This is a genomic window from Nostoc sp. (genome assembly GCF_036919895.1).
In the GTDB taxonomy this organism is placed as follows: Bacteria; Cyanobacteriota; Cyanobacteriia; order Cyanobacteriales; family Nostocaceae; genus Nostoc.
In genome coordinates, this window is record NZ_JBALBW010000041.1 from 15,864 (window position 1) to 42,570 (window position 26,707).

The window sequence follows — 26,707 nt, forward strand, 5'->3', positions numbered from 1 at the left end:
CATAACACACCTTACTACTTTACTATGCCGTTTTAGCATTTCGATCTGATGCTAGCCCCGCACTAGTTTTCAATCGAGTCAATCTGCTTTTACGGATGCGATCGCTATCACGAACACCACCGGCTATTTCATATTCGCTGCTGTCTGTGCCATACTTAAAAGCAACTCCCTTCAGCATTTTGTCTGAAAGCTTACTCAAGTTTTTTTCCATTTCATCAATTTTAGTTTTAGAAGAGTCAACTACAGCTAGAGCAGCATTATAAGCATCAATAGTAGTGTGTAACTGCTCAATTGATTGAGCCAGTTTTTCCAAGTTACAATAATCATCAAAATTCATATCTGGATCGATTGCTTTAAATCCGGCGAATCTGAATTCAGCTTTTTCTATAACACGGGATGTACGTTTTTGACGAGGCATAAATATATTCCTTAAGGAGAGGTTAAAACCTATTTTGACCTCATCAAGCTGTTTTCTGGTGCAGTAAAATTAGCGAACAAGTGTATTTTTTTAAACGAAATTAGCTCACTAAATTAAGTACTTTTCCTGATTTAGGATGTTATACTTAGTTTTGTTGCTGGCGATCGCTTCAATGTTAGCGATCAATGTCGCGATGTTAAAGATAAATATTGCGATATCAATAAGTAAAATCGTGATATTGGTGATGAATGTCGCGATATAGCTTATAAATATGACGATGTTAAGGATGAATATTGCGATATCAATAAGTAAAATTGTGATGTTGGTGATGAATATCGGGATATAACTTATCGATATGGCGATGTTAAGGATGAATATCGTGATGTTAGCGACTAGATATAAAACTTGATGGGTAGGCGATCGCATTTTTCCACAGATGCGTAACCATGATAATTAGAGTTAAAATCAGCATAATGGTGTCACAATGCGAAAAAAAACACACCCAATAGGAGAAAAATGCCAGCCATTGTTAAACTACAACTCTCCTTAGAAACTTTAGCAGAAGCAATATCTTCCCTTGATTTAACAGAAAAACGTCAACTTCAAGAGCTAATTGAGCAACAAATTTTTGAAGCCGAAGAAGTGTTGTATGAAGACGATGCAGAAACACTGGCAGAAATTGAAGTAGTTCGCACTGAGTATAGAGATGGTGAGTCAGTGACTATAGATGAATATCTTGCTAACCGCTCAGAGCAGAGATAATGAGTTATGCGATCGCTATTTCCAAGTCGCGCAACATCCAGGCTTTACCTGTGTAGTTAAGCAAGTGCAAAGTAATGAATTTTATAGAGAATAATATTTAGTGTGAGACATTTAGGAGAACAAGTTTTGATAACTATTACTGATATTGGTACACTTATTAACCATCATTCTGGAATACACGGCGGTTGTCCGATTATTGCTGGTACAGGCGTGACAGTCAGGCGCATAGCCATCTGGTACAAACAAGGTTATGGCGCAGAAGAGATTGCAGATCAAATTAGTCATTTGACCTTAGCGCAGGTTTATGCAGCTTTAACTTATTATCATGCTAACCGCGACCAAATTGACGCTGATATTGCAGCAGAAGAGGCAGAGGGAGACAGATTAGAGAAACTGCATCAAACTCAAAAACTTTCATGAGCCGAATTCGCTTGTATATGGATGAAGATTCTACCACACGTTCTCTAGTTCTGGCTCTACAAAATCGTGGTGTAGATGTGACTACAAATCTAAATTTGAATAGGCTGGGATATACCGATGAAGAACAGCTAACGTGGGCAACTGAGCAAGGTTTTGTTTTATATAGTTCTAATATCAGAGATTTTTACCGTTTGCACACTGATTTTTTGACCAAAGAACAATCTCATGCAGGAATGATTTTGGTACAGCAACAACGTTACTCAGTGGGGGAACTAATGCGCGGTATTTTGAGCTTAATTGCAGCTAAGTCAGCAGAAGAAATGCAGAATCAGGTAGAATTCCTGAGTAGTTGGATTGATGAATAGTATCCAATACGGTTCAGTTAGAGCTAAAAGCTGGAAAGCGCTATAGTTTAACTATGAGCAACGGCAACAGAAGAAAAGTAAAATCATGAACACCGCCAAACTCAGCACTGATGGCACTCACCAAGTTGTTATTTTGCCAGAAGATTTTCAACTCACTGGCACATCGCAGTGTAAGCATCGGAAAGATGTTTATAGAAAAAATTAGCGCTACTTCGGATTTCTGAAATGTTGATTATTGCGTGCCCAGAAGCTCTGCAATAAATCTTTATAAATCTCTGAAAGCTTTAAATGTTAGACTTTACAAGTCTCGATGCAAGAGAAAATGTCCAGCGAATACTCCCAGCAATAATCAATTGTATCAATAGACCCAGAAAGACCCACGAACCGCTTCCACACACTTCTAGCTGGAAGGTGCCCGCTATGGGCATAACGATGGGCATCTGTATCTAAAGTAAGTTGATAGTATGTTATCCATTTAGGCCCAAACCAGCCACCTGGTACTCTCCATCCTACGCGATCGCCAAATTTTTCCCAGGCTTCTTTGTTATACTTACGATCTAGCTTACCGCCAACGCTCAAGTAAATTTCCTTTTGAACGCTGAAGCCAAAGCGTCCATTGCTATATTTTACCCATAGGCGGTCAATCGTGCAGAGGTCAGTACAGGGAAAGTTTAATAATTGTAATTCTTCATACCTCATCCATTTATTCCCAAGCGCTTCAATCATCACCTGATAGGTTTCAAGATCAGCGTCTTTCCAGTTCCCTGCTGCTAGCAAGTCGCGCAGTTTGGTATAGTCTACGCCTTTCTCTGAACTGAGGTTATCTTCATTTTGTTGCTCCCCTCCTCGCTCGCGGGGAGAGGTTGGGGGTGTGGTAATACGCGCCGCAATGACTGCAATATCCTCATCTCTAAGTTGCAAAACTTGCTGTAACCGCTTGAATTCCTCCTGTGTATGCTGACTCAGCGTCCCTTCATCCTGAAGCGCCTCAGCTAATGCTTCTTCGTATTCCCTGAGATTTGCTTGATACTTGCGGTAAGGTTCCAAAACTTCGGTTTCAATTTGGGCTACTACCTCAACTGACAAACCCAACTCACCCTGGCGACGTTTCAGAATGCGACGACTCACATCCGAAATTTTACCTTCTCTAGCCCATCGCTCTACTTCCTTACGGTACACCAATTGAGGATCGCCTACAGGAGCTTTCGCTAACTTGATTTTAAAGCCTTCTCTAACAGCATAAATTTCTGGCTTCATTGCTGGGGCTGCTTCCTGCACTTTTTTACGGGCATATTCATGCAGTTCATCTACAGAAATCATGCCATCGTTATCAGTGTCAGCCGCGCCTTTCTCAATACCTTCCACAATGTAGCGGGTGTAAACCGATAGGTCTGATCCTACTTGTTCAAAAGAATACTGAGTAGACGTGGAAGAAGTTAGTACCGCCCGTCCCTCCCCTCCCAGTTGATTCTTGATATCTACGCTGTTATCATCTTTTGCCTTCATTCCTTCAGCAAAAGCACCGCTAAAGCAACAGTCAAGAATAATTACCTGTCGCCGAGAACGGCTATTTTCCATCATTCCATGTATAAATCTGGCAGTAGTAGCGGTAGTTTGAATGAGTTCGCCTTTAAGGTTCTTACGGGTTTGGCTATTTGTCAAAGATAATCTGCCAGCTTCATCTTTAACACCGTGTCCTGAGAAATACAGCAATACTAAGTCATCTTTTTGACGACCAGAAAACAAAGTTTCAATTGCTTCTTCCATTACTTGGCGTGGGGGATTTTCCAGTACTGTAATATCAGCATTGGCAAAATCACCCATTTCTGAGTGCTGTAAGACTCGCTGCATTGCTTTTATATCTTGCACAGCGCTAGGTAAAGCATTTAACCCTGGTTGATAGTCACTAATTCCAATCAGCAATGCTAGCTTTGCCATGTACCTGATAAGTGCGAATAAAAATAACTATATTTCAATGAGGAAGAGGAAAGAAAGATAATCTTTAGTCTTTTGGCTTCTTCGTCTTTTTTCTCTGTATCTAAAGCAAATAGAATTCGCAGCTACACAAGCATAGATGCTTTGCGGCTTCCCGCAGGGTAGTCCGCGGAGGCGGACTAAGAAAAAATTGAGCGTTTGAAACCCACGGAGGTGGGTTTTGTCTGTGTAGTCGCGATTTCTAATCGCCCGGTATATTTCCAAACGTGAAATGCTCGTTAAGACTCCATCTCCGCCAATTCTAACCACCGTTCTGTCGCCACATCGATCGCGTGCTTGAGCTTTTCTACACGATCGTACAGCTTTTGCACTTCGCTATAATTCCCCGATGACACATTCCCTAGCGTTTTCTCGGTTTCTGCCTTCTGTGCCTCTAACTCGGCAATTTTACCTTCCAACTGCTCAAATTCCTTCTTTTCCCAATTGGATAATCTCCGCCGCTTGCTATTCTCTACATCCTTGGGTGCAGATGCACCATTTTGGACTTCGGCATTTTTGGGCTTTTCCTTAGTGTTAGCAGCTTGTTGCTGTGCCTCTTCAGCCTTCTTATAGTCCAGATAAATCGAGTAATTACCTGGATATAGCCGGAGATTACCGCCTTCCTCAAAGGAAAATACTGTGTCGATGGTGCGATCGAGAAAGTAGCGATCGTGAGAAACTACAATTACACACCCAACAAAATCTTCTAAATAATCCTCTAATACTGCCAAAGTCTGAACATCTAAATCATTTGTCGGTTCATCTAAAATCAAGACATTGGGCGCACCCATCAAAACTCGCAACAGAAATAAACGGCGTTTTTCACCACCAGAAAGTTTACTAATTGGCGCATACTGTTGATTACCAGGAAACAAAAACCGCTCCAACATTTGGGAAGCAGTAATTTGAGTTCCATCGGTAATTTTGATAAATTCACCTTCTTCTTTGATGTAGTCAATCACGCGCTGACTTTCGTTTAAAGCTGTAAGCAATTCTTCAGAATGCTGGTCAAAATAACCAATGTGAACTGTAGTCCCAATATCTGCAACACCTGAATCTGGCTTAATTTGTCCAGTAATAATATCCATTAAAGTGGATTTACCCGCACCGTTAGCTCCAATTATGCCGATGCGGTCTTCTGGACTAAATTCGTAGGTGAAATTATTAATTAGAGTGCGTCCATTGTATGCTTTAGAAATGTTATTTAATTCAATAACTTTCTTACCAATGCGACGACCAACTGTAGAAATATCAACTTTACCCTGAACTTCTTTAAATTCAGTATCCCGCAGAGCGTGAGCGCGGTCAATTCTAGCTTTTTGCTTAGTACTCCTAGCTTTCGGCCCTTTTTTCAGCCATTCCAACTCGCGCCGCAACAAGCCTTGATGTTTCCGTTGACTACTTACGGCAGATTCTTCAGCTAAAGCTTTCTTTTCAAGGTAGTATGAATAGTTACCTGTATAGGTGTAAATGTCGCCTCGGTCGATTTCAACGATCCGATTGGTGACACGATCTAGAAAATAGCGATCGTGAGTAATCAGAAAAAGTGCGCCACGATAGCGATTTAAATAACTTTGTAACCATTCAACAGAAAGCGCATCAAGATGGTTTGTCGGCTCATCCATCAGCAAAGCATCGGGTTCTGCTAATAACGCTGATGCTAAAGCAATCCGCTTGCGATAGCCTCCCGATAAAGTGCCTATCTTGGCATCAAAGTCAGAAATTCCTAATTTGGTGAGAATAATCTTAGCGTTGGTTTCTAGTTCCCAAGCATTATTTGTATCCATCTTTTGCATCACCACAGAAAGGCGAGACATTAGTTGGCTATCATTTGGATAGTGAGCTAATTTATCTGATAGTTCCTCATACTCACGCACCAAAGTTGTATGTTCGCCACTGTCAGCAAAAACTTGCTCTAAAACTGTGTGGTTCTCATCTAAATCTGGCTGCTGGGGTAAATAGATAATTTTAGAACCAGAGTTGATGATAATTTGACCGCTATCAATGGATTCTAACCCGGCAATCATTTTTAACAGGGTTGATTTCCCTGAACCATTAGTACCAATTAAGCCAACTTTATCGGTAGCATCAAGGCTAAAACTGGCATCTTTTAAAACTTCTTTGATGCCAAAGTCTTTTTTTACCGACTGGAGTGTAACAATACTCATAAAATCTAGTAATTTTTCATTGATAGTTAGTTAGTAGGTAAAGCACATACCTTACCTACATTTGCCAAATTCTATGCAAATAAATCCAAGGGTAGATGTCCATACATTTCGTTGATTCCGTCTTCGTGGTAAGACTGACAAGATACTAATACACCACGATGATGTCCGGCATAAGAATCAAGATAGCACAAGCCATTTTTACCATTCAATTTGATATAAACTGGCCCTTCGGGTGTCAGTAAATTGTTTGGTGGTTCATAACCCAAAGCTAGAGAATAGGTTTTCATAGCCAGTATTCCTTCCTCTGCTGTATCAGCACAAATCCCTAAAATTTGATAATCAGCAAGGTTTTTTACCAAAATTAGGGCATCACGAATTACTGCTTTTTCGGATGCATTGAGAATAGGCGCAATGTCTAAACAGTTAAATTTATTCAGTAATTTTTTCGCTTCTTCTGCGGTGAGATTTTCAGGATTGGGGATTGACATAAACTTTGATGAGGATCTTGTTGGTTTTTCTGTTGTGTTTGAGTTGGGACTAGCCCAAATTATACTATTTGGGATTTTAGATTTTAGATTGGGAATCGTCCAAGTGTTATAAAATTTGTCTGAAGTCAGAGCAAATTTTATAATGGAGCTTGTTATCTAATGCCAACTCCTTACGGTTGATTTTGGACATTCCCAAGGTTGAATAGGAAAGGAACACCGCTTTTTGAGTCACCACCCATAACGAGGACTTTGGGCATCTGAGCGCCGCCACTTTTCCAAGCTTCAATTGCTTCTTTTTGCAAAACTAACTGTCCTCCTTGGGCTTTGAGTGTCTCTGCTAAAAGTCTTTGAGCTTCTGCCCTACCTTTAGCACGATTCACATCTGCCTGTGCTTCTTGTTCTGCTTCCCGTGCTACATAAACGGCTCTTTGCGCCCGTTGTTCAGCAATTTGTTTTTCTTCCACTGCTCTTGCAAATTCTGGTGAGAATGCTAAATCAACTACGCTAGTATCTAACACAATTATCCCATATTTGTCTAAGCGATCGCCTAGCGCTTCATCAAAGTCTTCTTTCAACTCACTTCTTTTAGTAATTGCTTCTTCTACTGTTCTTCTAGCGGCTGCAATTTTAAATGCTTCTTGTGTCTGTGGTGCAATGATTTTCGATACAATATTTGCTAAGGTTCCTTGTTTCCTTCTAACTTGAACTACCTGCATGGGATCGAGGCGAAAGTTAATCGCAAATCTCGCAGATAAATTTTGCAAATCTTTAGTAGAACTCTCTGCTGGCACTTCAAATTTCTGCACCGTCAAATCATACACATCTATCACTGAGATAAAAGGCGGTTTTGCATGAATCCCTTCTAATAAAGCGCCATCTCTAGCTTTACCCAAGATGCTAATCACTCCTGCTTCTCCTGGGTTAATAATGATAAAGGAATTTAGTCCCAAAATCACTAGTGTTGCTAACACAATTCCTAAAACTGTGGTTTGCCAATTTCCTAATTGCTGATTTTTCAAATTCCTCTCTCCAATATGAATTAGTCATTGGTCATTGGTCATTGCTCATTGGGCTAGTTATTCCCCTTCTCCTCTTGTCTTCCAGTCCCCAGTCCCTAGTCCCCAGTCCCTAGTTTTACTTTGACTTGAAGTAAACTCAGTTTCTAGTTTAAGTCTGTCTGAATCAAATTTTTCATCTAAAGAACGCATCACTGGCGGTTTTCCGTTCATCCTTAGTGATGATATTAACCAATTAGAGCGGTTTATGGATGGGGGAGCGAATGATATTATCCAAGTTTCCACAACTGTTTTAATTTATTGTTGCAAACATTAGGGATATGCAAAACACAGATATAGTTATTATTGGTAGCGGTATTGGCGGTTTGAGTTGTGCTGCTGTTTTGGCACGGTATGGCTTTGATGTGATAGTCTGCGAAAGCCACTCCATTGCTGGAGGCGCTGCTCACGGTTTTGAGCGCAATGGTTTCAAGTTTGACTCTGGCCCGTCTCTTTACTCTGGTCTATCTTACAGCCCCTCTGCTAACCCTTTGCGACAAGTATTAGATGCAATTGGTTCGGAATTACCATGTGTCACTTACGATACTTGGGGTTGTTGTCTGCCTGAAGGTGATTTTGACACGGCGGTTGGTGCCGAGCAATTTTGTGAAGTGCTGATGAAATTCTCTGGTGATGATGCTGTAGCCGAATGGCAAGAACTCCAGCGCGTTATGGAACCATTTGCTAAAGCTGCAACTTCCATACCACCAGCCGCGTTACGCTTTGATTTTGGTGCAGCTAGAACTGTGGGCCCTTTTCTCCCATCTCTGACAAAAAATGTGGCGAATATAATCAAGCTGACAGGCCCCTTCAGCCGGATTATGGATGGGGTTGTTAAAGACTCGTTTACCCGAAATTGGCTGAACTTGCTGTGCTTTCTCCTTTCTGGATTGCCCGCAGATGGTACTAGCGCCGCAGAGGTAGCATTTATGTTTGCGGACTGGTATCGGCCAGACGCAGTACTTGAATATCCGATCGGTGGTAGTGGTGCTTTAGTTGACAGCCTTGTACAAGGATTGGAGCGTCACGGCGGAAAGCTGATGTTGGGCGCTCATGTGGAGGAAGTGCTTGTAGAAGGCAATCGGGCGGTGGGTGTCCGTCTGCGCGATCGCTCCGAAATTCGCGCCAAACGAGCAGTAATTTCTAATGCCTCGGTTTGGGACACACTGAAGTTACTACCAGAAAAGGCAATACCTAAACAGTACCGCCGCAAACGACAAGCTACACCAGAATGTGATAGCTTTATGCATCTACATCTCGGCATTGATGCTCAAGGATTACAGTCAAATTTGCGGTGTCATTACATCGTGGTTAATAGCTGGGAATTGGGCATAACAGCACCTCAGAATATGGTGGTTATCTCCATCCCTTCAGTTCTCGATCCATCTTTAGCGCCAGCAGGTAAACACGTGATTCATGTGTATACACCTGGTAATGAACCATACTCTATCTGGCAGGGAATGGATAGAAGGAGTGAAGAATATGCCGAACAAAAGCGATCGCGTGCAGAAATAATGTGGCAAGCTTTAGAACGAGTAATTCCAGATATTCGCTCTCGTTGCGAAGTCACACTTGTTGGTACACCTCTAACTCACGAGCGTTATCTCCGCCGTCACCAAGGTTCTTATGGCCCAGCAATTAAAGCTGGAAGTGGTATGTTTCCTGGCCCCAGCACACCCCTACCAGGATTGATGTGCTGTGGCGACTCAACATTTCCCGGTATTGGTTTACCAGCAGTCGCCGCCAGTGGGCTGATTGCTGCCAATACCCTTGCACCAGTTAGTAAGCATTTAGCAATGCTTCAAGATATCAAGTGCATTTAATTTTTTGAGTATAAAATCTAGTTGCCAAGAGAGCCGCACCCACTGCCAAAACTGCTAGTACACTATCAGGTTCGGGTACGGCAGCAACTTGAGCATCAATTCGTGCAGTTCCAGCAAACAAACCTGTCAAGTCAGGTTTGTTTAGTATCTTGGCAAACTCTGGGGAAAACAGCAATTTAACATCAGGGATGGTTAAATTTTGACCATCAAATACCGCAGGTTTTGGAAGACTCAAATCAAACAAAATTGTATCTAAAGAAAATGTGTCTCTTAAAACAAATCCGCTAGCACCTTCGGTAGTACGTCCTGGAGCAAAACCAATTGAAAAGTCACCAACAGTAGTTTGATTATTGAAGGTAACAGTACCAGTATGCTCAATTGTCCCTGAAAGCGGAGTAAAACCGCCCTCGTCGCTAAATGTGAAGTTGGTGGCTGAATCGATGTTAAGGCCAACTAAATAATTGCTAGGGATTGGTGCGACTGTATTATTAGTACCTGTCAAGGTTAGCCCGATACCTTTAAGAATATCTTCGTGATCGCGATCGATGCTAGTAACTCCTGATATCACTTTAAAAGTTGCAGCTTCTACCTGCATGGGCGCAATTGATATAAAAGCTGCGGTAGTACAACTAACAAGCCCTGCAAACTGAGAAAAACGCATATATATCCCTAATGATCTTTGTAGTTTATTTTATCTAAAAAAATCCTCATAAAAATCCTCTTTATTAATTTGCAAACTTATGCATTATCGCTAAAAGTTTACTCTCAAAAGAGAAAAAAACACTTTTTTAAAATCTACATGAGGAAAGTGTCAAGTTAATACCAAAATTTCAGTCATACAGTTATGAATACAAAGTAAAATAGGTGGGCATAAATAAACTTAACTCTTGATGAGGAAGCACAAAATTTAAAGAATAAGGCATTAAGGATAAGATTTTATAAAAATATAGTTACTTTTAATCATGCCCAATATCAATTATTTAGCTTTAAATCTAGCAATGATAATGTGGTCAAAGATAAGTTTTTCCTCAAATTATTGATAAGATTAGGTTAAGAGGCAAAGCGGTGTCTTAAAGATTTTATAAACTAAGTGGCGTGGCAAGGCTAAAATAGTGTAATAGTTAAAGGCTGGGAATAGGAATTTAGCGTCAAAAACTCATAAATCTCATGCACAAATTTCGTCGCCCCGTCAGATGGTTTTTACACTACGTAGAGAGCAATCAACGCACTGGCGCTTGCAAAACACATAGTTCAATTTCCTCTTGCTTGCTTACTTGTTTGTTCACAAAGTTGTTCTAATCCACCAGCTTATTTTCTCCAAATTAGAATCTATTTCCTGCCAAAAGCTTGCTGATGAGTCTACTTCTCTTGTTGCTGTAAATATTCTCTCTATACTGTCGAAGTTTTTTTGAATCAACTGCTTATCTAATTTAGGAATATCTAATTTCAGATATTTCAGACGGTTGGGTAACTCTACTTTCTCTTTTGTTGGCAAATTAGTAATCTGCTCAACTTGTTCTAAAATTTTATCTATTGATGCGACAACTTCTTCAAGACTCGGTTTTTTAGCTTGTAATTGTAAATCTTTCTCTTCAAATGTTTCTTCTTGATTATCTAACTTGACTATTACTATTTTTACAAAGAAAATATTGTAATCAACCCCACTAACTTCACCTACTTGATTATCATATTTTCCACTTTTATTTATAACTACTATGTCACCTTTCTCAATTTTGTCTTTCATAATTTCTACAGCCTCTGAATTAAATTGCTAAATAATCTCCTCTACAGAAAATACTACTCTAAAGCCACAAACTCTCAGCCCACCGTCTGACTCATTCCAGCTACGGCTGGCGCTGCGACACAGTTCGGCGTTGAAACTCCAAGAACCACCACGTAGCACTCGGCGATTAATATCACCGCCAACTTCCCAGGCTGTTCCATCTGAGGGCGCATCGCTGTAATTGTTGTGCCACGAATCAGCGCACCATTCCCAAACTAGCCCGTGCATATCGTACAATCCAAAGACGTTGGCAACTTCAAAACTGCCGACGTTTGTTGTTTCTTTACGGAATTTGCTTTTTGGTTCGATAGTGCAACTAACTAACTCAGAGGTAATAGTTTCGCCAAAGTGAAAGGATGTTGTAGTTCCAGCCCGACAAGCATATTCCCATTCCGCCTCACTCGGTAAACGATAGTCGCGTCCGGTTTTTTCTGATAGTCTGAGACAGAATTCTACAGCCTCATACCAAGATACATTTTCTACTGGTCTATCTAAACCTTTAAATTTTGATGGATGGGGATTTAAAGCTTGTTTGACTTTGGGTAAAGCTGCTACTACTCTCCACTGGGCTTGAGTTACAGGAAATTTCCCCATAAAAAATGGTTCGACGGTAACTTTATGTCGAGGACGTTCGTCAGCATCTCCTTCACACTCTGGTGAACCCATCATGTAAGTACCGCCAGGAATTGATACCATTTCTAAGGTGACAGATTTACTCAATTCTTCCGCAAAGAAATTTGCATTACCACTCATGCGGTTTACTTCTCTTCCACCTATGTCTACTGTCACTACATCAAATTCAAAGGTTTCTAAGGGAGGTAATGGTACTATTACTTTTTGTGGTAGCGGTGGTATTATGGATTGAGATATTGAAGTAATTTTCAGGGCAACAGGTTCAATATTCGATGTTGTAAACTTCAAATCATTGATAACTTCTACTGCTGTTTGATATCTTTCACTTGCTAGATGTTTTAGTAATTTATCTAAAATCCTCCCTAAGTCGTCGCTAATGGTGATACATTTTTCTTGTAACCGTTCGCGCCACAACCATTTAGCATTCATGGCATCATAAATAGGGTCATTAACTTGTCCAGAAGCGTCCTGCAAAGGCAAACATCGAGTTAAAAGACGCACGCAAGTTACACCCAAAGCATACAAATCGCTGCCGTGACAAGCAAATCCAGCCATTTGTTCAGTTGGGGCATAACCAAGGGTATAAATTACTGTCGCTTGTCTTCCTAAACTGGTTTGTGTTACCTGTTTAGCACCACCAAAGTCAATTAATACGGGTTTTTCATCACTGGTACGGCGGATAATATTTTCTGGTTTTATATCCCGATGAATGACGTTATGGGCATGAATGAATTCTAGAACTGGTAATAAATCAGCTAACAGTTCCCAAATGTGTTTTTCACTATAGATTTGTTGCTGAACTTCTTGTAAGAGAGTTTTTCCTTGAATAAATTCTTGAACAAGATACAAACTAGTACCTTGTTCAAAATAAGCTAGTAATCTGGGAATTTGGGTATGATTTTCTCCCAGTTCATACAACCGAAAAGCCTCTTCTTTAAAAAATTCTGCGGCTTTGGTGCGTTGTCCGGTTCCCTGAAATTGTGGGAAAAATTGCTTAATGACGCAAGGCGCGTTTAGTCTGTCTACATCTTCTGTAGCATAGGTTCTACTAAATCCACCTTCACCTAAGAGTCTTAATACACGGTAACGGCTTCTTAGAAGTTTGCCAAAGTTGCTTTGTCCGCAACTCACACAAAATCTATTGCTATCAGAGTTGAATGGGTTTGAGCAATTGGGATTTTGGCAGATTTGCATAATGAGGGGGAAATAGCATCTTCTCCAAAGTTAGCCCCAATATTATCTAATTGAAAACAGTTATGTACAGAAGCGAACACTGAAGTTTATTCATGTGTTTAAACTTCTTTTAACAGGAAAACAAGAAGATGAATAAATTTTATATATAGCAGTTCTCGGTTGATTTAGATATAAGAACCCCACCCCCAACCCCTCCCCGCAAGCAAGGAGGGGGCTATGATGTATCTTATATGATTAAGAAATGCTATTCTATTTTGGGACGTTTATAAATATTGGTAAATATGAATACATGAGGATAACGAATGTATAGATGTTATGTTGCAACGTCTCTTTTAACATAGCTTTTTTTGCAATCAGAAAAAGTTCATGGATAACCAAGTTATCCCTAATCTTGATGATTAATTACAAGTCTTATTTTCAGTTTTTATTTTCTCCAGAAGCGCGAATTAATTCAGCTACCAGAGCAACGATCGCAGATACTGAAATTAACATGACACTCAAAGCGTTAATATCAGGCTTGACTCCTGTTCTAATTCGGCTAAAAATCTCCATCGGTAGGGTGTTAGAACCGCTACCAGCAGTAAAGCTAGAAATAAGAAAGTCGTCTAAGCTGAGGACAAATGCTAAAAGACAACCAGCTAGAATACCAGGCATCAATTGAGGTAACAATACTTGGATGAAAGCTTGGGTTGGTGTAGCGCCTAAATCTAATGCTGCTTCTTCTAAGTGGGGGTCTAAATTGGTAAGTCGGGAAGCAACCACAAGCCCGACGTAAGCCAGACAAAAGACGATATGCGCTGCAACGATTGTCCACAAACTCAGAGGTATGGCAAAGGCGGCTAGACATACTAGGGTGGCCACTGCGATCGCAATATCGGGAATAATCAATGGTAGGTAAGCAATACCCCGATACAATTTCTTTCCAGGAAATTGGTAACGCGCTAACCCAACCGCCATCAAGGTTCCCAGCACTGCTGAAACCCCAACAGCACACCCAGCAACTATCATACTGTTTTGCAAGGCTGATAAGATGCGATCGTCGCTGAACAACTTGCGATACCAATCGAGAGTGAATCCTTGCCAAGTTGCACTGTAAGGCGACTGATTGAAGCTATAAAAGCCAAGTACCAATATGGGCAGGTACATGAACACAAATATCAGTAGTGAGAAAACCGCCTGCCATGAGACACGCGGTTTTTTGAGAGATGTAGAGATATTCACGTTTATATAATATGATTTTTATTGATAGCAATACAAAATATCATATTTTATGTAATAAGTCAACTATCTAACTCTATTCTCTGTGTCTTAAGCGATTTAAAAGTAATTTATTGAACCACAGAGGCGCAGAGAACGCAGAGAATAAAGTAATTTATTGACCAAAATTTTTACCTGCTTTGAAAGGCTTATTCTCTTCAATACCTTTGCATAACTGGTAAGGAATCTAGTTCGTGGAATGATTCGGGAGAGTTTAATTTCGGGAATCTCTTTATTACCTTTTAAAGTGGCTAAGGGTAGAGTGAATTGTTATTGCTAAGAGCTTATAATAGAATTTTGCCATTTTTGATTTCAAACTAACTCCTTAACAAAAGTTAATCTTTTCTGTGCAACGAGTTATCTTTAATATAGTGCGGAAAGCCGTCAGAATTAGTCTACACACTGCATCCTTTAATTAATATTTTCAAATTCGATAAATTACAGGTGTTAACAGAGATTTTTAGTCTAATATCACCATATAGATACTATTTAGGCGTTTTTTGTAAATTATATCTTTCAAAAATATTCTATTTAAAATTGCACTAAAGCATGAAGTTTTAATAAATGAGAATGCATTTACCTCTTTAGGAGTGGGTAATTTCCGTACTAGGATAGACAAGGAATATAGAAAAAACAGAATAAGATTTGAGCAGAATTCTTAATAAATTTAGTATCTGAAGTTACTTTCTGATGCCACAGCCAATCAATTACATAGCACTACAACAACAGAAATAAAAAACTTCTAATTCTAGTTTTATTTTTTAGGAGGTTTGTGATGAGAATTGCTCAATTAGCTCCATTATGGGAGAGAGTTCCACCTCCAGCTTATGGTGGCATCGAGTTGGTAGTAGGGTTACTGACTGATGAGTTAGTCCAACGCGGACATGAAGTAACTTTATTTGCATCGGGAGATTCTATCAGTCTGGCAAAGCTAGTGTCAGTTCATCCCCATGCCCTCAGACTCGATCGCACTATCAAAGATTACGGCATTTACGAAATGCTGAATCTAGCCTCGGTGTATGAACGCGCAGAAGAGTTTGATATTATTCACTCTCATATCGGGCATGGGGCAATGGCTTACGCAAATCTCGTCAAAACCCCTACGGTTCACACGTTGCACGGTATTTTTACCCCTGACAACGAAAAGATGTTTAGTTTTGGGAAAAAACAACCCTACGTCAGTATTTCTGATTCACAACGAGAACCAAGGTTAGGGTTGAACTATCTATCAACGGTCTATAACGGAATTGATGTCAGCAGTTATAATTTTCACGCCCAACCAGAAGATCCGCCCTATTTAGCGTTTTTGGGTCGGATGTCTCCTGAAAAGGGAGCGCATTTAGCAATAGAAATTGCAAAACTTGCTGGTTGGCGTTTGAAAATGGCAGGTAAGGTAGATGTAGTTGATGTGGAATACTTTGAGAAGGAAATCAAACCGCACATTGACGGCGAGCAAATTCAGTATTTGGGTGAAGCCAACCATACTCAAAAAAATGCTCTGATGGGAGGTGCAGTAGCAACCCTGTTCCCCATCACTTGGCGGGAACCCTTTGGATTAGTGATGGTTGAATCAATGGCTTCGGGTACGCCAGTGATTGCGATGAACTTGGGATCTACTCAGGAGATAATTTCCCACGGTAAGACGGGTTTCCTCTGCAATAATATTCAAGAGTGCATTAGTGCGATCGATCGGGTAGTAGAGTTAGACCGCTATAGTTGCCGCCAATATGTCGAAAACAGTTTCAGCGTTAAGCAAATGACTGATGGCTATGAGGCAGTTTATCAAAAAATAATTGCAGAACGATTTTCTCAGAATGGGCATTCACGCAGTTTGATTGGTGTAGCTAGCGATCGCATTTAATTTGTGCGCCTCTCAGATCCTCGACTTCTTTGAGAAGTCGGGGATCTTGTTTTTTAGCAAAGGCTGCTACCAAATCAGGCGATCGCGCCATTTTTCCAACGTCTTCGCCTTAACCCCTGGAACTCTTTCTAAGTCTTGTAAAGATGTAAATTTTTGCTGTTGACGGCTAAGAATTATCCGTTGTGCTAACTTCTTACCCACGCCAGGGAGAGTTTCTAATTCTGCCGAACTTGCAGTGTTAATATTTATTTGTTTAATTGCTTGTAGTTCAATTGATGAAGAACTTTTTATCTGAGGACAGCGTGTTTGTTCTGATTTAATTTTTTCTTGAATTGCTGGTGGTAAACCGGGTTTTACTTTGGTATAAAGACGAGCAAATTCTCGCACGTAATGGGCAGCAACTATAGGATTTTGAATTACTACAAGTGTCTCATCGTTACCATTATTGGCAGCATCTGACCAATTATGAGAACCTGTAATTACTGTTTGACTATCAATCACACCAAATTTGTGATGTAATAAATCGCCTTTTGGTAACAGAGGTACGCCTACGGTGGTAATTGGATTTTGCCAAGGATGGTTATCAACTTCATATTTACATTTATTACTAAGAGCAACGCCCATCATATCTAAGGCTTCACTGTAGGGACGATAGGCAAATTGTGGTTCAATTAAAGCGCGAATTTGCACACTTTGTTGATGGCGTTTTTCTAAAATATTGGCAAGACGCTGATCGGAAAGGACAAATAATGCCATATCAACAGATTTGGTTGCTGAATCTAAAGTTTTACCAATTAAACCATTACTACTGTTACTCCAAGATTGAGTTGGAGAAGTAGGTGAAAATTGCACAGTAATTTGGGTGTTACCTAAAGTGATTTGTTTAGGCGATCGCATCGGTTTTTCTAAACCAAATCTACTATCAGGCTTACCTCCTGGCCCATCTCCCCATAAGATGTTAAACTCCTCTGTAAATAAAGATGCTAATTCGGGGCTGTCAATCTGCAATAAGTTATTAGCATTGCCTAAAGTATTGGGATTTGTAAAATCACCATAAGTATCACTTAAAGTAAAATTGGCCGAAGTGATAATTACAATGCGATTATCTACAATCACAAATTTATGGTGCATCAAACTGCTACCTGCTGAACCATCTGCTCGATCGTCTATCCAGGGAATTTTAGCATTCTGCAAAATTATTAAAGCATCTCTTTGATTAATTTCTGCTGGACTAAGTTGATTGTCTTGATTGATATCGATAAATTTACGAAACTCGTTATAGCGTTCCTGTTCCCTTTTATCTAACTTACCTATTTCAGCAGATGTTAAATTACTCCAAGGTCGGCTATATTTATTTTCTAAAATTATCCTGACTTTTACCCCAGCTTTTTGTCTATCAACCAGTGCTTGGGCAACTTTGGGTAAACGTAATTCTTGCACTGCCACATCTACTGTAGATTTAGCTTGAGTAATAGCATTGACAATTTGTTTTTCTAAATCATCCCCAAGGCGAGTTTGCAAACGGTAAGGTTCCTTGTATTCTGAAGACTCAGAATGATTAAAGTAAACTTGAACTAACGGATCTTGTGGTAAAGGTGCTGGACGCTGATTATCAGACTGGACTCGTTGACAACCAGCGAGGGAGAATATCAGTAAAAAGATATATAAAAAATATCTTTGTCTAGAGATAAGTTGCACTGTAATCTGTTAAAAGTGGATTGGGAGTGGATAGATTTATCATTCCCAAAATTTTATGTTCTGAATTAAGTAGAAAAATAACTTTCCAAGCAAAGGGAAAAATCCACTGCTAGAGGCAGAATTACAGAGATTTTTTCAGGATTTATCCACGAAAACGGCATCTTCTGAAAAGATCGCCAGCCTATTACCAACGTATGTTTTCACCATTATCGGTTATATGCAAATTTATCTAGATTACAGCGCCACTACTCCGACTCGAAAAGAAGCGATCGCAGTTATGCAAACAATCCTCACTCAACAGTGGGGCAATCCTTCCAGCTTACATGAGTGGGGACAACGAGCGGCAACGGTTGTAGAAGAAGCCAGAATCCAAGTAGCTGGTTTAATTAACGCCGCTACCCCTGAATCTATTATTTTTACCTCTGGTGGCACTGAGGCAGATAATTTGGCAATAATGGGTGTGGCTCGATTGTATGCTGTTCCTCAACATCTAATTATTTCCAGCGTCGAACATTCTGCAATTTCTGAAACAGTAAGGTTGCTAGAAATGTGGGGTTGGAAAGTTACGCGCTTGTCTGTAGATATGAAAGGTAGAGTCAATCCCCTAGATTTAAAGGCGGCGTTGCGACATAACACAGTTTTAGTTTCGATAATTTACGGTCAAAGTGAAGTTGGGACTGTGCAACCGATCGCAGAACTGGGTAAAATTGTGCGATCGCATGGGGCTTTGTTCCACACCGATGCAGTGCAAGCTGCGGGACGCTTACCCATAGATGTGCAACAACTCCCAGTAGACTTACTTAGCCTTTCCAGTCATAAAATATATGGGCCGCAAGGTGCAGGGGCGTTGTACATGCGTCCTGGTGTGGAATTGATGCCCTTAATGGGTGGTGGTGGGCAAGAAATGGGACTGCGTTCTGGTACGCAAGCAGTACCCGTAATTGCCGGATTTGGTGTAGCAGCAGAATTAGCAGCGCAAGAATTAGCTACAGAAACACCACGATTAATTGAATTACGCGATCGCGCCTTTGCCCAATTAGCTGAGATTCCTGGTTTAATTCCTACAGGGGATACTTGCGATCGTTTACCTCACCATGTCAGTATGTGCCTAGAAAACGCCGATGGTAAAAAATTGAGCGGTAAAACCTTGGTACGACAGCTAAACCTTGCTGGCATTGGCATCAGTGCTGGTGCTGCCTGTCATAGTGGTAAACTTAGCCCTAGTCCGATATTGTTAGCGATGGGTTATTCCGAAAAAGCTGCCTTGGGCGGAATTCGCATTACGCTGGGGCGTGATACGACACAAGCAGATGTAGATTGGACGGTGATGGTGTTGAAGCAAGTTTTGCAAAGGCTAACACCGGATTTATCTTTAGTTAAGCGTTAAATTAAATGTGACAAATCGTATATCTGTGGTAAGGCTAGCCGCAATTTTTACAACAACTTAATCAGCTTTAGGGACGTACATCTGTAAGCCCCTACTGACATATATATAGGTTATTAAGGAGTAGCTTTTTTGATGTCGGGTTACATATCTTTAGCTCAGGTTATAGTCAGGGTTATGGCTTAGTTTTAACGAGAATATCTACAAAAGATTATTTATCTATTTTCCAGGCAGAATCATAGCAATATTGAGCTAAAGAATTTGTTCTATCTTTAATTTCTTTTTCACCCCAATCTTTAATATCTTTTTTCGCAAATTCTTGTGTAAGTTCAAAATTTGAATCCTTATATATTTTCATTTTATTAACTAGTGTCTTATTAGCACATTTTCCATTTAATTCCTCACCCAACGGTAATAAATTTCCCATACTACCTATATAATTTTCTGAGCCAGATGATTGAGAAAGTATATGCTCTAGAGTGATACTATCAGGTTTGAATTCGCTAGTTGTCTGCTTGATAGATTCAATATGACTAAAAATATATTGAATAAGTTTTTTGTCTTTAGTATAATCTTTGATATATCTTAGCTTAGAAAATTTTTCTATAAAAGTATGCTGATCTGGTAATCTGGTTACTAAATTAGCCTTTAAATTGTCTATAACTTTTTTCGCTGAATTTTTGTCTTGTGCAGCAAATAATTCTCTGGATGCTTTAGAATAACTTCCCTCAATACCCGATGGTCTCATAGAGGAAACTGCATTGAAAAAGAAGTGAAACTTTTCAAGAAAAGAAACAATATCTTTCATTTCATTTAAGCTTATAAACTTCTTTTCTCGAACCTTAAAAAGACTTAAAACAAAAGGTCTCTGTTGGCTAACATTGAATATTTTTAAAGCAAGTAAAGACCGATATAAATCTTTTTCTTCCATCTGTTTGAAATCTTCAACTAAGGGGGATGCTAGCTTAACATATAATCTTGCATCATTTACAAGATCATCTAAAAAATTTTTAGCTTGTATTTCATTACTACTCCAGTTTTTTTCAAAAGATTTATAAACTTTTTCTTTACTTACATAAGCGTATCGAGCTATCCACCAGTGCCTAATAAATGTCTCTAAATTCCCTACACCATCTCTGGAGGCTATTATTTTTTTCAACTCTTTCCACTTTGTTTTTGCAAAATCATCTGGATGTTTTTTATCAAGTTCCTTAAAGACTTTATTTTTTATCAAATCAACAAAGCTTAAATTCTTTCCTCGCGCATTTAAAATTTCAAATATTGTATAGGCTTCATTTTCTTCTGCTACAGTAATATATATTACCTTTAAATAATTAACGACTTGTTCTCTAACAACTTTAAGAATTTTTTCGTATAATTCATCATCCAATTCATTGAACTTAAATTTCTCTTTTAAACTTTCTCTAGATGTATACATATATATATCATTATATGCAGATAAAAGAGTTTTTTCTTCTTCTGAAGATGGCATATCTTTTCCTTTATCGATGTATTGAATTGTTGTTTGAAAAAATGGCTTAGGTGATTCATTTTCCAATTTGAAATATTCTTCACCTTCATCATTCTTACCAGAAATATAATTATCATATATTCCTTTAGCTAAAAGGTCTCTTCCAATATCTTTAAATCTTTGACAAAGAGCAGATAACAATATGGTAAGTGTTGTGAGGCGTTGTTGACCATCAACAATTTGAAGTGATAGAGATTGATCATCTCCTACAAGAACAAGTGAGCCAATAAAATACTCCTCATGGGTAAAATTCTGACCATCATTAGTAGAAACATTTGAAATAATATCATCCCATAATTCAGAAACTTCCTCTTTTGTCCATGAATATTCTCTTTGAAATCTTGGGACAATATATTTTTTCTTGACGGAAAACAGATCAGAAATTGTCTTAGTGTATGCGTGAAGTTCCATGATTTATAGTACAGTAGTGCAGCTTAAAAGTTGTAAATATGTCTAAACAATTTTAGCAACTATTTTACAAATGCACATTTGTTAAGCAACTCCGTCAATCAGACATTTAGGATAAAATAACACATACTCAAGTTTCAGAGCCACATAAACCAATAAATGAGTCTATCTAACCCAGAACCGAATTCACCCAACACCTTAAAACGCAAGGCTACCAGCACAGTTGGTCGTGGAAAAGTAGTCAGCCTCAACACCAACTTCAATTTTTCTGCATGGAATGATGAAAGCGTTGCTCTATATCTGGGTGATAGTCTCGAACATTACAACAATTGGGAGAAGCCTACAGTCATTGTTTCAGATGGAGCTTACGGTGTTCTTGGTTTTGAAGGAGACACTTCAGATCATATTGATTTACCTAATTGGTATGAACCTCATATTGAAGCATGGTCAAAAGCAGCTATACCATCCACAACACTCTGGTTTTGGAATTCAGAAATTGGCTGGGCTGTCGTGCATCCAGTTTTAGAAAAGCACGGTTGGCGCTATGTAAATTGTAATATTTGGAACAAAGGAAAAGGTCATATAGCAGGGAATGTTAATACACAAAAAATTCGGAGATTCCCTGTAGTTACAGAAGTCTGTGTTCAATATGTAAGAGAAGTGAAAATCAACGAACTTACGTTAAAATCATGGTTACTAAAAGAGTGGAAACGTTCGGGATTACGACTAAGACTAGCAAACGATGCTTGTGGTGTGGCTGATGCTGCGACTAGGAAGTATTTCGATCAAGGACACTTATGGTATTTCCCACCTCCAGAGATGTTTGAGAGGTTGGTGAACTATGCAAATGAGCATGGTATTTTAGAAGGAATACCTTATTTTTCTTTGGATGGAAAGCAATCTTTAACAGGGCAAGAATGGAGTAAGATGCGCTCCAAATTCAGATGTCCTCATGGTTTTACAAATGTTTGGGATCGCCAAGCTCTACGGGGCGATGAGAGAGTTAAGGCTCCTTCTGGAAAAGCATTACATCTTAATCAAAAGCCTCTTGATTTAATGAGCATTATAATTGAAGCGTCAAGCGATCAAAATGATGTTATATGGGAACCTTTCGGAGGACTATTCAGTGCATCTCTAGCAGCGCATAAACTGGTACGAAAAGCTTACTCTTGCGAAATTGATCCAGATTATTTTTATTATGGAGTGCAGAGATTTAATCAATAAGTTCATCAATACTCTCTTCTCTAATCTCTAGATAATCTTGTAGATATTTTTTTATACTGTCTTCTCGACGGCTTGATAGAAGCTTATTCCATTGACCAACTGTAATACCAGAAACTTCAATGTTATAGACACGCTGTTTAAATTTTTCAATACCTGGATGCACAATTCTATCCATCTTTGCAAAATTAGTATCCAGTCTATATCTGTACCGGATCAATAGTTCACGCAGAAGATGCTGATATTCTCTAGTTGGTTTATAGACTTTTCCTTCAACGCCCCATAATTCAACTATTTTTTTAGCTTTTAATAATTCTTCGACAGATCCTTGAAATTTATAACCGCTAGTGTTTGTCTGATGTAAATTAGCTGTCCTTTGAGTTGTATCTTCTGGCTCCAAAACAAGATAATCTGGCGGATTATGATAATGAGTATCTCTAGCTAAAGCTACCGACAAACCAGAGACAACACATACATCAAGAATACAAGGCTTGCCATAGATAATTTTATCAGGCAACCATGCCAGCATAGCAACATAAGTCTGATCGTACTGAAAGTGATTCTGGCTGTCTTTAAAGCGTGCGGTTATTTCCGTTGCTAATGGAAACCATGCTTTAATCTCTAATCCTGGTGTTGGTTGAATTCCCACAAAAATAGTATCTGGAAAGCCCGGATCTTGCCTCTGCCACTTTCCAAACTCAGAAAATTCATTTTGTTTATTCAAAAACTCAACGGTGTTAAATTCGATTAAATTTCCGAGTAAGGGTGAAAGCTTTGAGATAACTTTAGCCAAGTTTACTGCTGCGTCTACAGTTACAGGCTTAGATATATCTAAAACGTCAAAAGTATGACCGGATAAGTTATCTAGATACTGAGATGCCAGCCCGATTACATCCTGTGTATTCATACCTCATCCTCACAAGATGCTTCAGATATTCCTTGTTCAACTCTTCTGAGAATATCGCAAGGATCTACGCCGATTAAGCGAGTAACTAACAGAAACTCAACTACATCTAATCGCCGTTCACCGTTTTCATATTTGGCTACAAAAGATTGTGGCTTTTTCAAGGATTTGGCAAGCGTCTGTTGAGTTAGTTTTGCTTCTTTACGAGCCGCAATCATACAGCGACGGAATATTTCATAGTTCTGGCTGAAAACGAATTTCATTGTGCCTTGGCTTTAGCACTATGTTTACGTCGAACACAATAAACCTGTTTTCGGATTATCCCAAAATAGGATATTTAAGGTTGTCCTACCTTCGGTATTGTTAAATAAATCTTTTCCCAAAAGGTAATATTTTGAGTCATAAAGGAGTTAAAACATGACTTGTTTTTATTACTTTTGAGGTTTTTTTTGAATGAATAAATTCATCATTGGAATTGGGATGTTTATGGGTTCTACGATTGGCAGCTACATCCCAGTCTTGTGGGGTGGAAGTTTGCTATCGTTCACCTCGATTTTCTTTAGCGTCATAGGTGGTATTGCAGGGATTTTGCTTGCGTATCGTGTATCAAAGTATCTAGGTTTTATCTGAATCGGCGCTCTATGCGATTGTCGCTGAAAGCCTTAAACGAGGCTTTTACCAACGTGCTATTCCGAAAAAGCTGCCTTGGGCGGAATTCGTATCACATTGGGGCGCGATCCGACGCAAGCGCATGTATATTGGACGGTGATGGTGTTGAAGCAAGTTTTGCAGAGGCTGACACCGGATTTATCTTTAGTTAGGTGTTAAAGACTGTACATTAAGTCAGCAAAACCATAGAGGCTAATGATAAGTAATAGTGATGCTGTGAGTTGGGTAATTCGCGCCTGATGTGAAGGCGCGATCGCTTCCCGCACTAAGATAGAAATAGATGCCCCAACTACTAGGCTCAAGCCTAAAATTAAATAGGGTCTATCAGGTAAAATAGTCGCTATTGCCAGCATAGCGATCGCTAATAAGAGCATCAATAATTCTACAAACCTGGGTGGGTTATATTGGCTAGATAGAATAAAGCTGTTGAACCAAAAAGACCAAAATCTCATATTCAGTGCTGAGTTAAGAGTGAGAAGTTAGGATTTATATAGTTCAGAGGTGAGTGCTGAGTTAGGAGTTCTGAGTTAGAAATTGTCGCGATTTATGAAGCTGTTTTCCATTCAAAACTCTTGACTCCTAACTCCTAACTTTTAACCCTTAGCCCCTAACTTTTGACCTGTGCCGTTTTTTTGTGCAGTATCACTTTCTGGTAGTTCTACGCCAAAGACGCGGCTAAAAACTTTGGCGACTTTGTAGCCAGAATCAATCGATTCTAAGGGGTCTTTCCGCAGCCTGTGACGCAAACATAGGGTAATCACACGGCAGATATCATCAACGGTAACTTCAGTGCGTCCTTCATAAGCTGTTAAGGCTTTAGCGGCGCGGTTACTAACAATGTCACCCCGCAAACCATCTACATCCAGTTCAGAACAGACTTCAGAAATTTTTACCCGTAGATCGTAGTCAATTTTCACTTCTGGCAAAAGCTTTTGAGCATTGACAATTTGCTCTTGCAATGCTTCTTGCTGGGCTTTGCAGCTTTCGAGAAACACTGGAGGATTTTGGTCAAAATCCGCCCGTTGTTCGACGATTTGCACCCGCAAGACTGGTTCTTTGACTGTGCGAATTTCTGCGTGCATCCCAAAGCGATCGAGAAGTTGGGGGCGTAGTTCGCCTTCTTCAGGGTTTCCAGAACCTACAAGAACAAAACGTGCTGGGTGACGGATTGAAATACCTTCCCGTTCTACAGTGTTCCATCCACTGGCGGCGGAATCGAGCAGCACGTCTACGAGGTGGTCATCTAGTAAGTTGACTTCATCCACATAGAGAATACCCCGGTTAGCCTTTGCCAGCAGTCCTGGTTCAAAAGCTTTGACACCTTCAGATAAAGCTTTCTCGATGTCGATTGTGCCACAAACTCGGTCTTCTGTGGCTCCTAGAGGTAGGTCTACCATTTGGACTTTTTTGTGAGCTACAGGAATTTCTGCCCCTTGTTCTAAGAGTTGGCGGACTTCATCGCTCATCAAGTCGGGGTCGCTAGGATCGCTACTGAAGGGGTCATTGGCAACCACAGAAATTTCTGGCAGCAGATCCGCCAGCGCCCGGATAGTTGTGGATTTACCGGTACCGCGATCGCCCATGATCATTACACCACCAATCTTGGGGTCAATCACGTTCAATAGGAGCGCCAGTTTCATTTCTTCCTGGCCCACAATTGCCGTAAAAGGAAATACTATGCGACGCGTACTTGCCGTGGATTGAGCAGTTGGACTCACTAAATTACCTTAACAATATTTTTCTTATTACAGTTTTCTATTGTGACACAGTTGGGGTGTGGAATAGGTTAGTAATTTTGAAAGCATTATTCAATACATTACGTTAAGTATATACACTAAAATGATAATAGTATCGCTGTCAGATAAGTTGTTGCAGAAGATACTATCTAAAGGAGTATGTAACCGAAAAACTAATGAATCAAAATACATTACAACCTGGTCTTTTTGGATTAGCTAAATCTAATAGGGATTTCTCTCAAGCTAATAGTTGGGGGAAAAATCAATTTAATAATTCTTTTCCTGCTTCTCTGGCTTGTTATATGCACAATCAAGGGCTACAGCTAGTCTATTTAACTCTTGATAAAAGCCTAAAAATTAAACATGGGAAAATTGATGTTACTGATATATTTGGTATTACACCACTATCTCCCAACTTATTTTTCGCATTTGAAAGCGACTATCTTCCTTATAGAAAACTAGTCATAGGAAGATTGCCAAGGGTAGATTTAGTTACATTGAATACTTCTAATGGTGATGCTTGCTTGCGTAACCTAGAAATTAAATTAACAGCCTTACCAGATAATTCAACTTGTCGCTTACCCGATCATAAATATGGTTGTGAAATTGTTACTCGTCCAGATACCATAGTCTATCTAACATTAAGTATTGCTGATAAATTTAAAGATTCTAGAGAACAAATACTTAAATATCTCGATCCTGTTTGTAGTGAAATTAGTGATTGGATTAGTATTCGTAATATGCTTCCTTATATTTCAAGATTGACAGAGAGTCTAGATAATTTACTTTACGATCATATAGAAATGCAATCTCCATTAGTAATGCAGCCAGTATGGAAAACTGTAGGTAAAACATCAAAGTTACAGCACTTTGCGTGACTAACTAGTACAGTAGCAGCAGTGAGAAAAATAGTTTTGGAGTTGCTTGCTTGAGCATAAGAGGACTCCTAGTGACA

Annotated in this window: 25 protein-coding genes and 1 pseudogene; 9 read left to right on the plus strand and 17 right to left on the minus strand. The window is 39.5% G+C overall.

The genetic code is table 11. The features are described 5' to 3' along the window. Window positions 1–22: 22 nt before the first annotated feature. Both V7K55_RS07695 and V7K55_RS07700 read right to left on the minus strand, forming a co-directional pair. Window positions 23–418, minus strand: a complete 396-nt coding sequence (locus tag V7K55_RS07695) for a hypothetical protein (RefSeq protein WP_334829822.1) — start codon at window positions 416–418, stop codon at window positions 23–25. Window positions 419–526: 108 nt separating this feature from the next. Further along, the gene (locus V7K55_RS07700; protein WP_334829824.1) at window positions 527–844 is read right to left on the minus strand and encodes a hypothetical protein; all 318 of its coding nucleotides are present in this window, start codon (window positions 842–844) and stop codon (window positions 527–529) included. Window positions 845–934: 90 nt separating this feature from the next. Here V7K55_RS07700 and V7K55_RS07705 point away from each other — a divergent pair, with 90 nt between their 5' ends. The 3 genes from V7K55_RS07705 (at window position 935) to V7K55_RS07715 (ending at window position 1,965) form a co-directional block, all read left to right on the plus strand. Further along, window positions 935–1,180, plus strand: coding sequence for a hypothetical protein (locus V7K55_RS07705; RefSeq protein WP_334829826.1), 246 nt, complete (start codon window positions 935–937; stop codon window positions 1,178–1,180). A gap of 126 nt (window positions 1,181–1,306) precedes the next feature. Then, window positions 1,307–1,600, plus strand: coding sequence for a DUF433 domain-containing protein (locus V7K55_RS07710; protein ID WP_334829828.1), 294 nt, complete (start codon window positions 1,307–1,309; stop codon window positions 1,598–1,600). Continuing rightward, window positions 1,597–1,965, plus strand: coding sequence for a DUF5615 family PIN-like protein (locus V7K55_RS07715; protein WP_334829830.1), 369 nt, complete (start codon window positions 1,597–1,599; stop codon window positions 1,963–1,965). Before V7K55_RS07710 ends, V7K55_RS07715 begins: the two co-directional genes overlap by 4 nt. Window positions 1,966–2,256: 291 nt before the next feature. Here V7K55_RS07715 and V7K55_RS07720 read toward each other — a convergent pair whose 3' ends face one another. From V7K55_RS07720 to V7K55_RS07740, 5 genes are all read right to left on the minus strand, one after another. Next, window positions 2,257–3,903 (minus strand): caspase, EACC1-associated type, encoded by a 1,647-nt coding sequence (locus V7K55_RS07720; RefSeq protein ID WP_334829832.1) that lies wholly within the window; start codon window positions 3,901–3,903, stop codon window positions 2,257–2,259. Window positions 3,904–4,178: 275 nt separating this feature from the next. Continuing rightward, a complete protein-coding gene (locus V7K55_RS07725) occupies window positions 4,179–6,107 on the minus strand; it encodes an ABC-F family ATP-binding cassette domain-containing protein (RefSeq protein WP_334829834.1) in 1,929 nt (642 codons plus the stop codon). A gap of 71 nt (window positions 6,108–6,178) precedes the next feature. Further along, window positions 6,179–6,595: a DUF1824 family protein gene (locus tag V7K55_RS07730; RefSeq protein WP_334829836.1), complete on the minus strand. Its 417-nt coding sequence runs from the start codon at window positions 6,593–6,595 to the stop codon at window positions 6,179–6,181. Between the two features lie 170 nt (window positions 6,596–6,765). Then, on the minus strand, window positions 6,766–7,614 hold the full coding sequence (locus V7K55_RS07735; RefSeq protein ID WP_334829838.1) for a prohibitin family protein: 849 nt from the start codon (window positions 7,612–7,614) through the stop codon (window positions 6,766–6,768). Between the two features lie 57 nt (window positions 7,615–7,671). Beyond that, complete coding sequence (locus V7K55_RS07740) at window positions 7,672–7,824, minus strand: hypothetical protein (RefSeq protein WP_334829840.1); 153 nt, start codon at window positions 7,822–7,824, stop codon at window positions 7,672–7,674. A gap of 107 nt (window positions 7,825–7,931) precedes the next feature. On the opposite strand from V7K55_RS07740, the gene V7K55_RS07745 reads away from it, so the two are divergent. Then, window positions 7,932–9,473: a phytoene desaturase family protein gene (locus tag V7K55_RS07745; RefSeq protein ID WP_334829842.1), complete on the plus strand. Its 1,542-nt coding sequence runs from the start codon at window positions 7,932–7,934 to the stop codon at window positions 9,471–9,473. Here the strand turns inward: V7K55_RS07745 and V7K55_RS07750 are convergent. The 4 genes from V7K55_RS07750 to V7K55_RS07765 form a co-directional block, all read right to left on the minus strand. Beyond that, window positions 9,460–10,134, minus strand: coding sequence for a hypothetical protein (locus V7K55_RS07750; RefSeq protein ID WP_334829844.1), 675 nt, complete (start codon window positions 10,132–10,134; stop codon window positions 9,460–9,462). The two genes, V7K55_RS07745 and V7K55_RS07750, sit on opposite strands and share 14 nt — an antisense overlap. A gap of 621 nt (window positions 10,135–10,755) precedes the next feature. After that, complete coding sequence (locus V7K55_RS07755) at window positions 10,756–11,217, minus strand: hypothetical protein (protein WP_334829846.1); 462 nt, start codon at window positions 11,215–11,217, stop codon at window positions 10,756–10,758. Window positions 11,218–11,244: 27 nt separating this feature from the next. After that, window positions 11,245–13,083 carry a bifunctional serine/threonine-protein kinase/formylglycine-generating enzyme family protein gene (locus V7K55_RS07760; RefSeq protein WP_334829847.1) on the minus strand — a complete coding sequence of 613 codons (1,839 nt, stop codon included), beginning with the start codon at window positions 13,081–13,083 and terminating at the stop codon, window positions 11,245–11,247. A gap of 417 nt (window positions 13,084–13,500) precedes the next feature. Then, window positions 13,501–14,304, minus strand: a complete 804-nt coding sequence (locus V7K55_RS07765) for an ABC transporter permease (protein ID WP_334829848.1) — start codon at window positions 14,302–14,304, stop codon at window positions 13,501–13,503. A gap of 811 nt (window positions 14,305–15,115) precedes the next feature. Here V7K55_RS07765 and V7K55_RS07770 point away from each other — a divergent pair. Further along, entirely contained in the window at window positions 15,116–16,201 is a 1,086-nt protein-coding gene (locus tag V7K55_RS07770) for a glycosyltransferase family 4 protein (RefSeq protein ID WP_334829849.1), read from the plus strand. 66 nt (window positions 16,202–16,267) lie between these two features. On the opposite strand, the gene V7K55_RS07775 is transcribed toward V7K55_RS07770, so the two are convergent. Beyond that, a complete protein-coding gene (locus V7K55_RS07775; RefSeq protein WP_334829851.1) occupies window positions 16,268–17,899 on the minus strand; it encodes a DUF655 domain-containing protein in 1,632 nt (543 codons plus the stop codon). A gap of 217 nt (window positions 17,900–18,116) precedes the next feature. On the opposite strand from V7K55_RS07775, the gene V7K55_RS07780 reads away from it, so the two are divergent. Beyond that, window positions 18,117–19,286 carry a cysteine desulfurase family protein gene (locus tag V7K55_RS07780; RefSeq protein ID WP_334829853.1) on the plus strand — a complete coding sequence of 390 codons (1,170 nt, stop codon included), beginning with the start codon at window positions 18,117–18,119 and terminating at the stop codon, window positions 19,284–19,286. Window positions 19,287–19,494: 208 nt separating this feature from the next. Here V7K55_RS07780 and V7K55_RS07785 read toward each other — a convergent pair whose 3' ends face one another. Beyond that, window positions 19,495–21,225 (minus strand): DUF262 domain-containing protein, encoded by a 1,731-nt coding sequence (locus V7K55_RS07785; protein WP_334829855.1) that lies wholly within the window; start codon window positions 21,223–21,225, stop codon window positions 19,495–19,497. Between the two features lie 156 nt (window positions 21,226–21,381). Between V7K55_RS07785 and V7K55_RS07790 the strand changes: the two genes are divergently transcribed. After that, window positions 21,382–22,446 carry a DNA methyltransferase gene (locus V7K55_RS07790; RefSeq protein WP_334829856.1) on the plus strand — a complete coding sequence of 355 codons (1,065 nt, stop codon included), beginning with the start codon at window positions 21,382–21,384 and terminating at the stop codon, window positions 22,444–22,446. Here V7K55_RS07790 and V7K55_RS07795 read toward each other — a convergent pair. Both V7K55_RS07795 and V7K55_RS07800 read right to left on the minus strand, forming a co-directional pair. Continuing rightward, window positions 22,436–23,350, minus strand: a complete 915-nt coding sequence (locus V7K55_RS07795; protein ID WP_334829858.1) for a hypothetical protein — start codon at window positions 23,348–23,350, stop codon at window positions 22,436–22,438. The genes V7K55_RS07790 and V7K55_RS07795 overlap by 11 nt on opposite strands. Further along, entirely contained in the window at window positions 23,347–23,610 is a 264-nt protein-coding gene (locus tag V7K55_RS07800) for a helix-turn-helix domain-containing protein (RefSeq protein WP_334829860.1), read from the minus strand. Before V7K55_RS07800 ends, V7K55_RS07795 begins: the two co-directional genes overlap by 4 nt. A gap of 409 nt (window positions 23,611–24,019) precedes the next feature. Here V7K55_RS07800 and V7K55_RS07805 point away from each other — a divergent pair. Further along, a pseudogene (locus tag V7K55_RS07805) lies at window positions 24,020–24,175 on the plus strand (cysteine desulfurase); the annotation flags it as partial. Here V7K55_RS07805 and V7K55_RS07810 read toward each other — a convergent pair. Both V7K55_RS07810 and bchI read right to left on the minus strand, forming a co-directional pair. Beyond that, window positions 24,172–24,468 carry a hypothetical protein gene (locus V7K55_RS07810; protein ID WP_334829862.1) on the minus strand — a complete coding sequence of 99 codons (297 nt, stop codon included), beginning with the start codon at window positions 24,466–24,468 and terminating at the stop codon, window positions 24,172–24,174. The pseudogene V7K55_RS07805 and the gene V7K55_RS07810 sit on opposite strands and share 4 nt — an antisense overlap. Window positions 24,469–24,609: 141 nt before the next feature. Further along, complete coding sequence (gene bchI, locus V7K55_RS07815; RefSeq protein WP_334829864.1) at window positions 24,610–25,734, minus strand: magnesium chelatase ATPase subunit I; 1,125 nt, start codon at window positions 25,732–25,734, stop codon at window positions 24,610–24,612. Between the two features lie 194 nt (window positions 25,735–25,928). On the opposite strand from bchI, the gene V7K55_RS07820 reads away from it, so the two are divergent. Continuing rightward, window positions 25,929–26,630: a HindVP family restriction endonuclease gene (locus tag V7K55_RS07820; RefSeq protein ID WP_334829866.1), complete on the plus strand. Its 702-nt coding sequence runs from the start codon at window positions 25,929–25,931 to the stop codon at window positions 26,628–26,630. The last annotated feature ends 77 nt before the right edge of the window (window positions 26,631–26,707 follow it).

Coding starts and splice junctions, on each gene's coding strand:
- V7K55_RS07730 (WP_334829836.1), bottom strand. CDS start 6,595: ATGTCAATCCCCAATCCTGAAAATCTCACCGCAGAAGAAGCGAAAAAA.
- V7K55_RS07750 (WP_334829844.1), bottom strand. CDS start 10,134: ATGCGTTTTTCTCAGTTTGCAGGGCTTGTTAGTTGTACTACCGCAGCT.
- V7K55_RS07720 (WP_334829832.1), bottom strand. CDS start 3,903: ATGGCAAAGCTAGCATTGCTGATTGGAATTAGTGACTATCAACCAGGG.
- V7K55_RS07705 (WP_334829826.1), top strand. CDS start 935: ATGCCAGCCATTGTTAAACTACAACTCTCCTTAGAAACTTTAGCAGAA.
- V7K55_RS07795 (WP_334829858.1), bottom strand. CDS start 23,350: ATGAATACACAGGATGTAATCGGGCTGGCATCTCAGTATCTAGATAAC.
- V7K55_RS07695 (WP_334829822.1), bottom strand. CDS start 418: ATGCCTCGTCAAAAACGTACATCCCGTGTTATAGAAAAAGCTGAATTC.
- V7K55_RS07770 (WP_334829849.1), top strand. CDS start 15,116: ATGAGAATTGCTCAATTAGCTCCATTATGGGAGAGAGTTCCACCTCCA.
- V7K55_RS07725 (WP_334829834.1), bottom strand. CDS start 6,107: ATGAGTATTGTTACACTCCAGTCGGTAAAAAAAGACTTTGGCATCAAA.
- V7K55_RS07800 (WP_334829860.1), bottom strand. CDS start 23,610: ATGAAATTCGTTTTCAGCCAGAACTATGAAATATTCCGTCGCTGTATG.
- V7K55_RS07820 (WP_334829866.1), top strand. CDS start 25,929: ATGAATCAAAATACATTACAACCTGGTCTTTTTGGATTAGCTAAATCT.
- V7K55_RS07790 (WP_334829856.1), top strand. CDS start 21,382: ATGAGTCTATCTAACCCAGAACCGAATTCACCCAACACCTTAAAACGC.
- V7K55_RS07740 (WP_334829840.1), bottom strand. CDS start 7,824: ATGAACGGAAAACCGCCAGTGATGCGTTCTTTAGATGAAAAATTTGAT.
- V7K55_RS07760 (WP_334829847.1), bottom strand. CDS start 13,083: ATGCAAATCTGCCAAAATCCCAATTGCTCAAACCCATTCAACTCTGAT.
- V7K55_RS07755 (WP_334829846.1), bottom strand. CDS start 11,217: ATGAAAGACAAAATTGAGAAAGGTGACATAGTAGTTATAAATAAAAGT.
- V7K55_RS07785 (WP_334829855.1), bottom strand. CDS start 21,225: ATGGAACTTCACGCATACACTAAGACAATTTCTGATCTGTTTTCCGTC.
- V7K55_RS07715 (WP_334829830.1), top strand. CDS start 1,597: ATGAGCCGAATTCGCTTGTATATGGATGAAGATTCTACCACACGTTCT.
- V7K55_RS07700 (WP_334829824.1), bottom strand. CDS start 844: ATGCGATCGCCTACCCATCAAGTTTTATATCTAGTCGCTAACATCACG.
- V7K55_RS07780 (WP_334829853.1), top strand. CDS start 18,117: ATGCAAATTTATCTAGATTACAGCGCCACTACTCCGACTCGAAAAGAA.
- V7K55_RS07810 (WP_334829862.1), bottom strand. CDS start 24,468: ATGAGATTTTGGTCTTTTTGGTTCAACAGCTTTATTCTATCTAGCCAA.
- V7K55_RS07745 (WP_334829842.1), top strand. CDS start 7,932: ATGCAAAACACAGATATAGTTATTATTGGTAGCGGTATTGGCGGTTTG.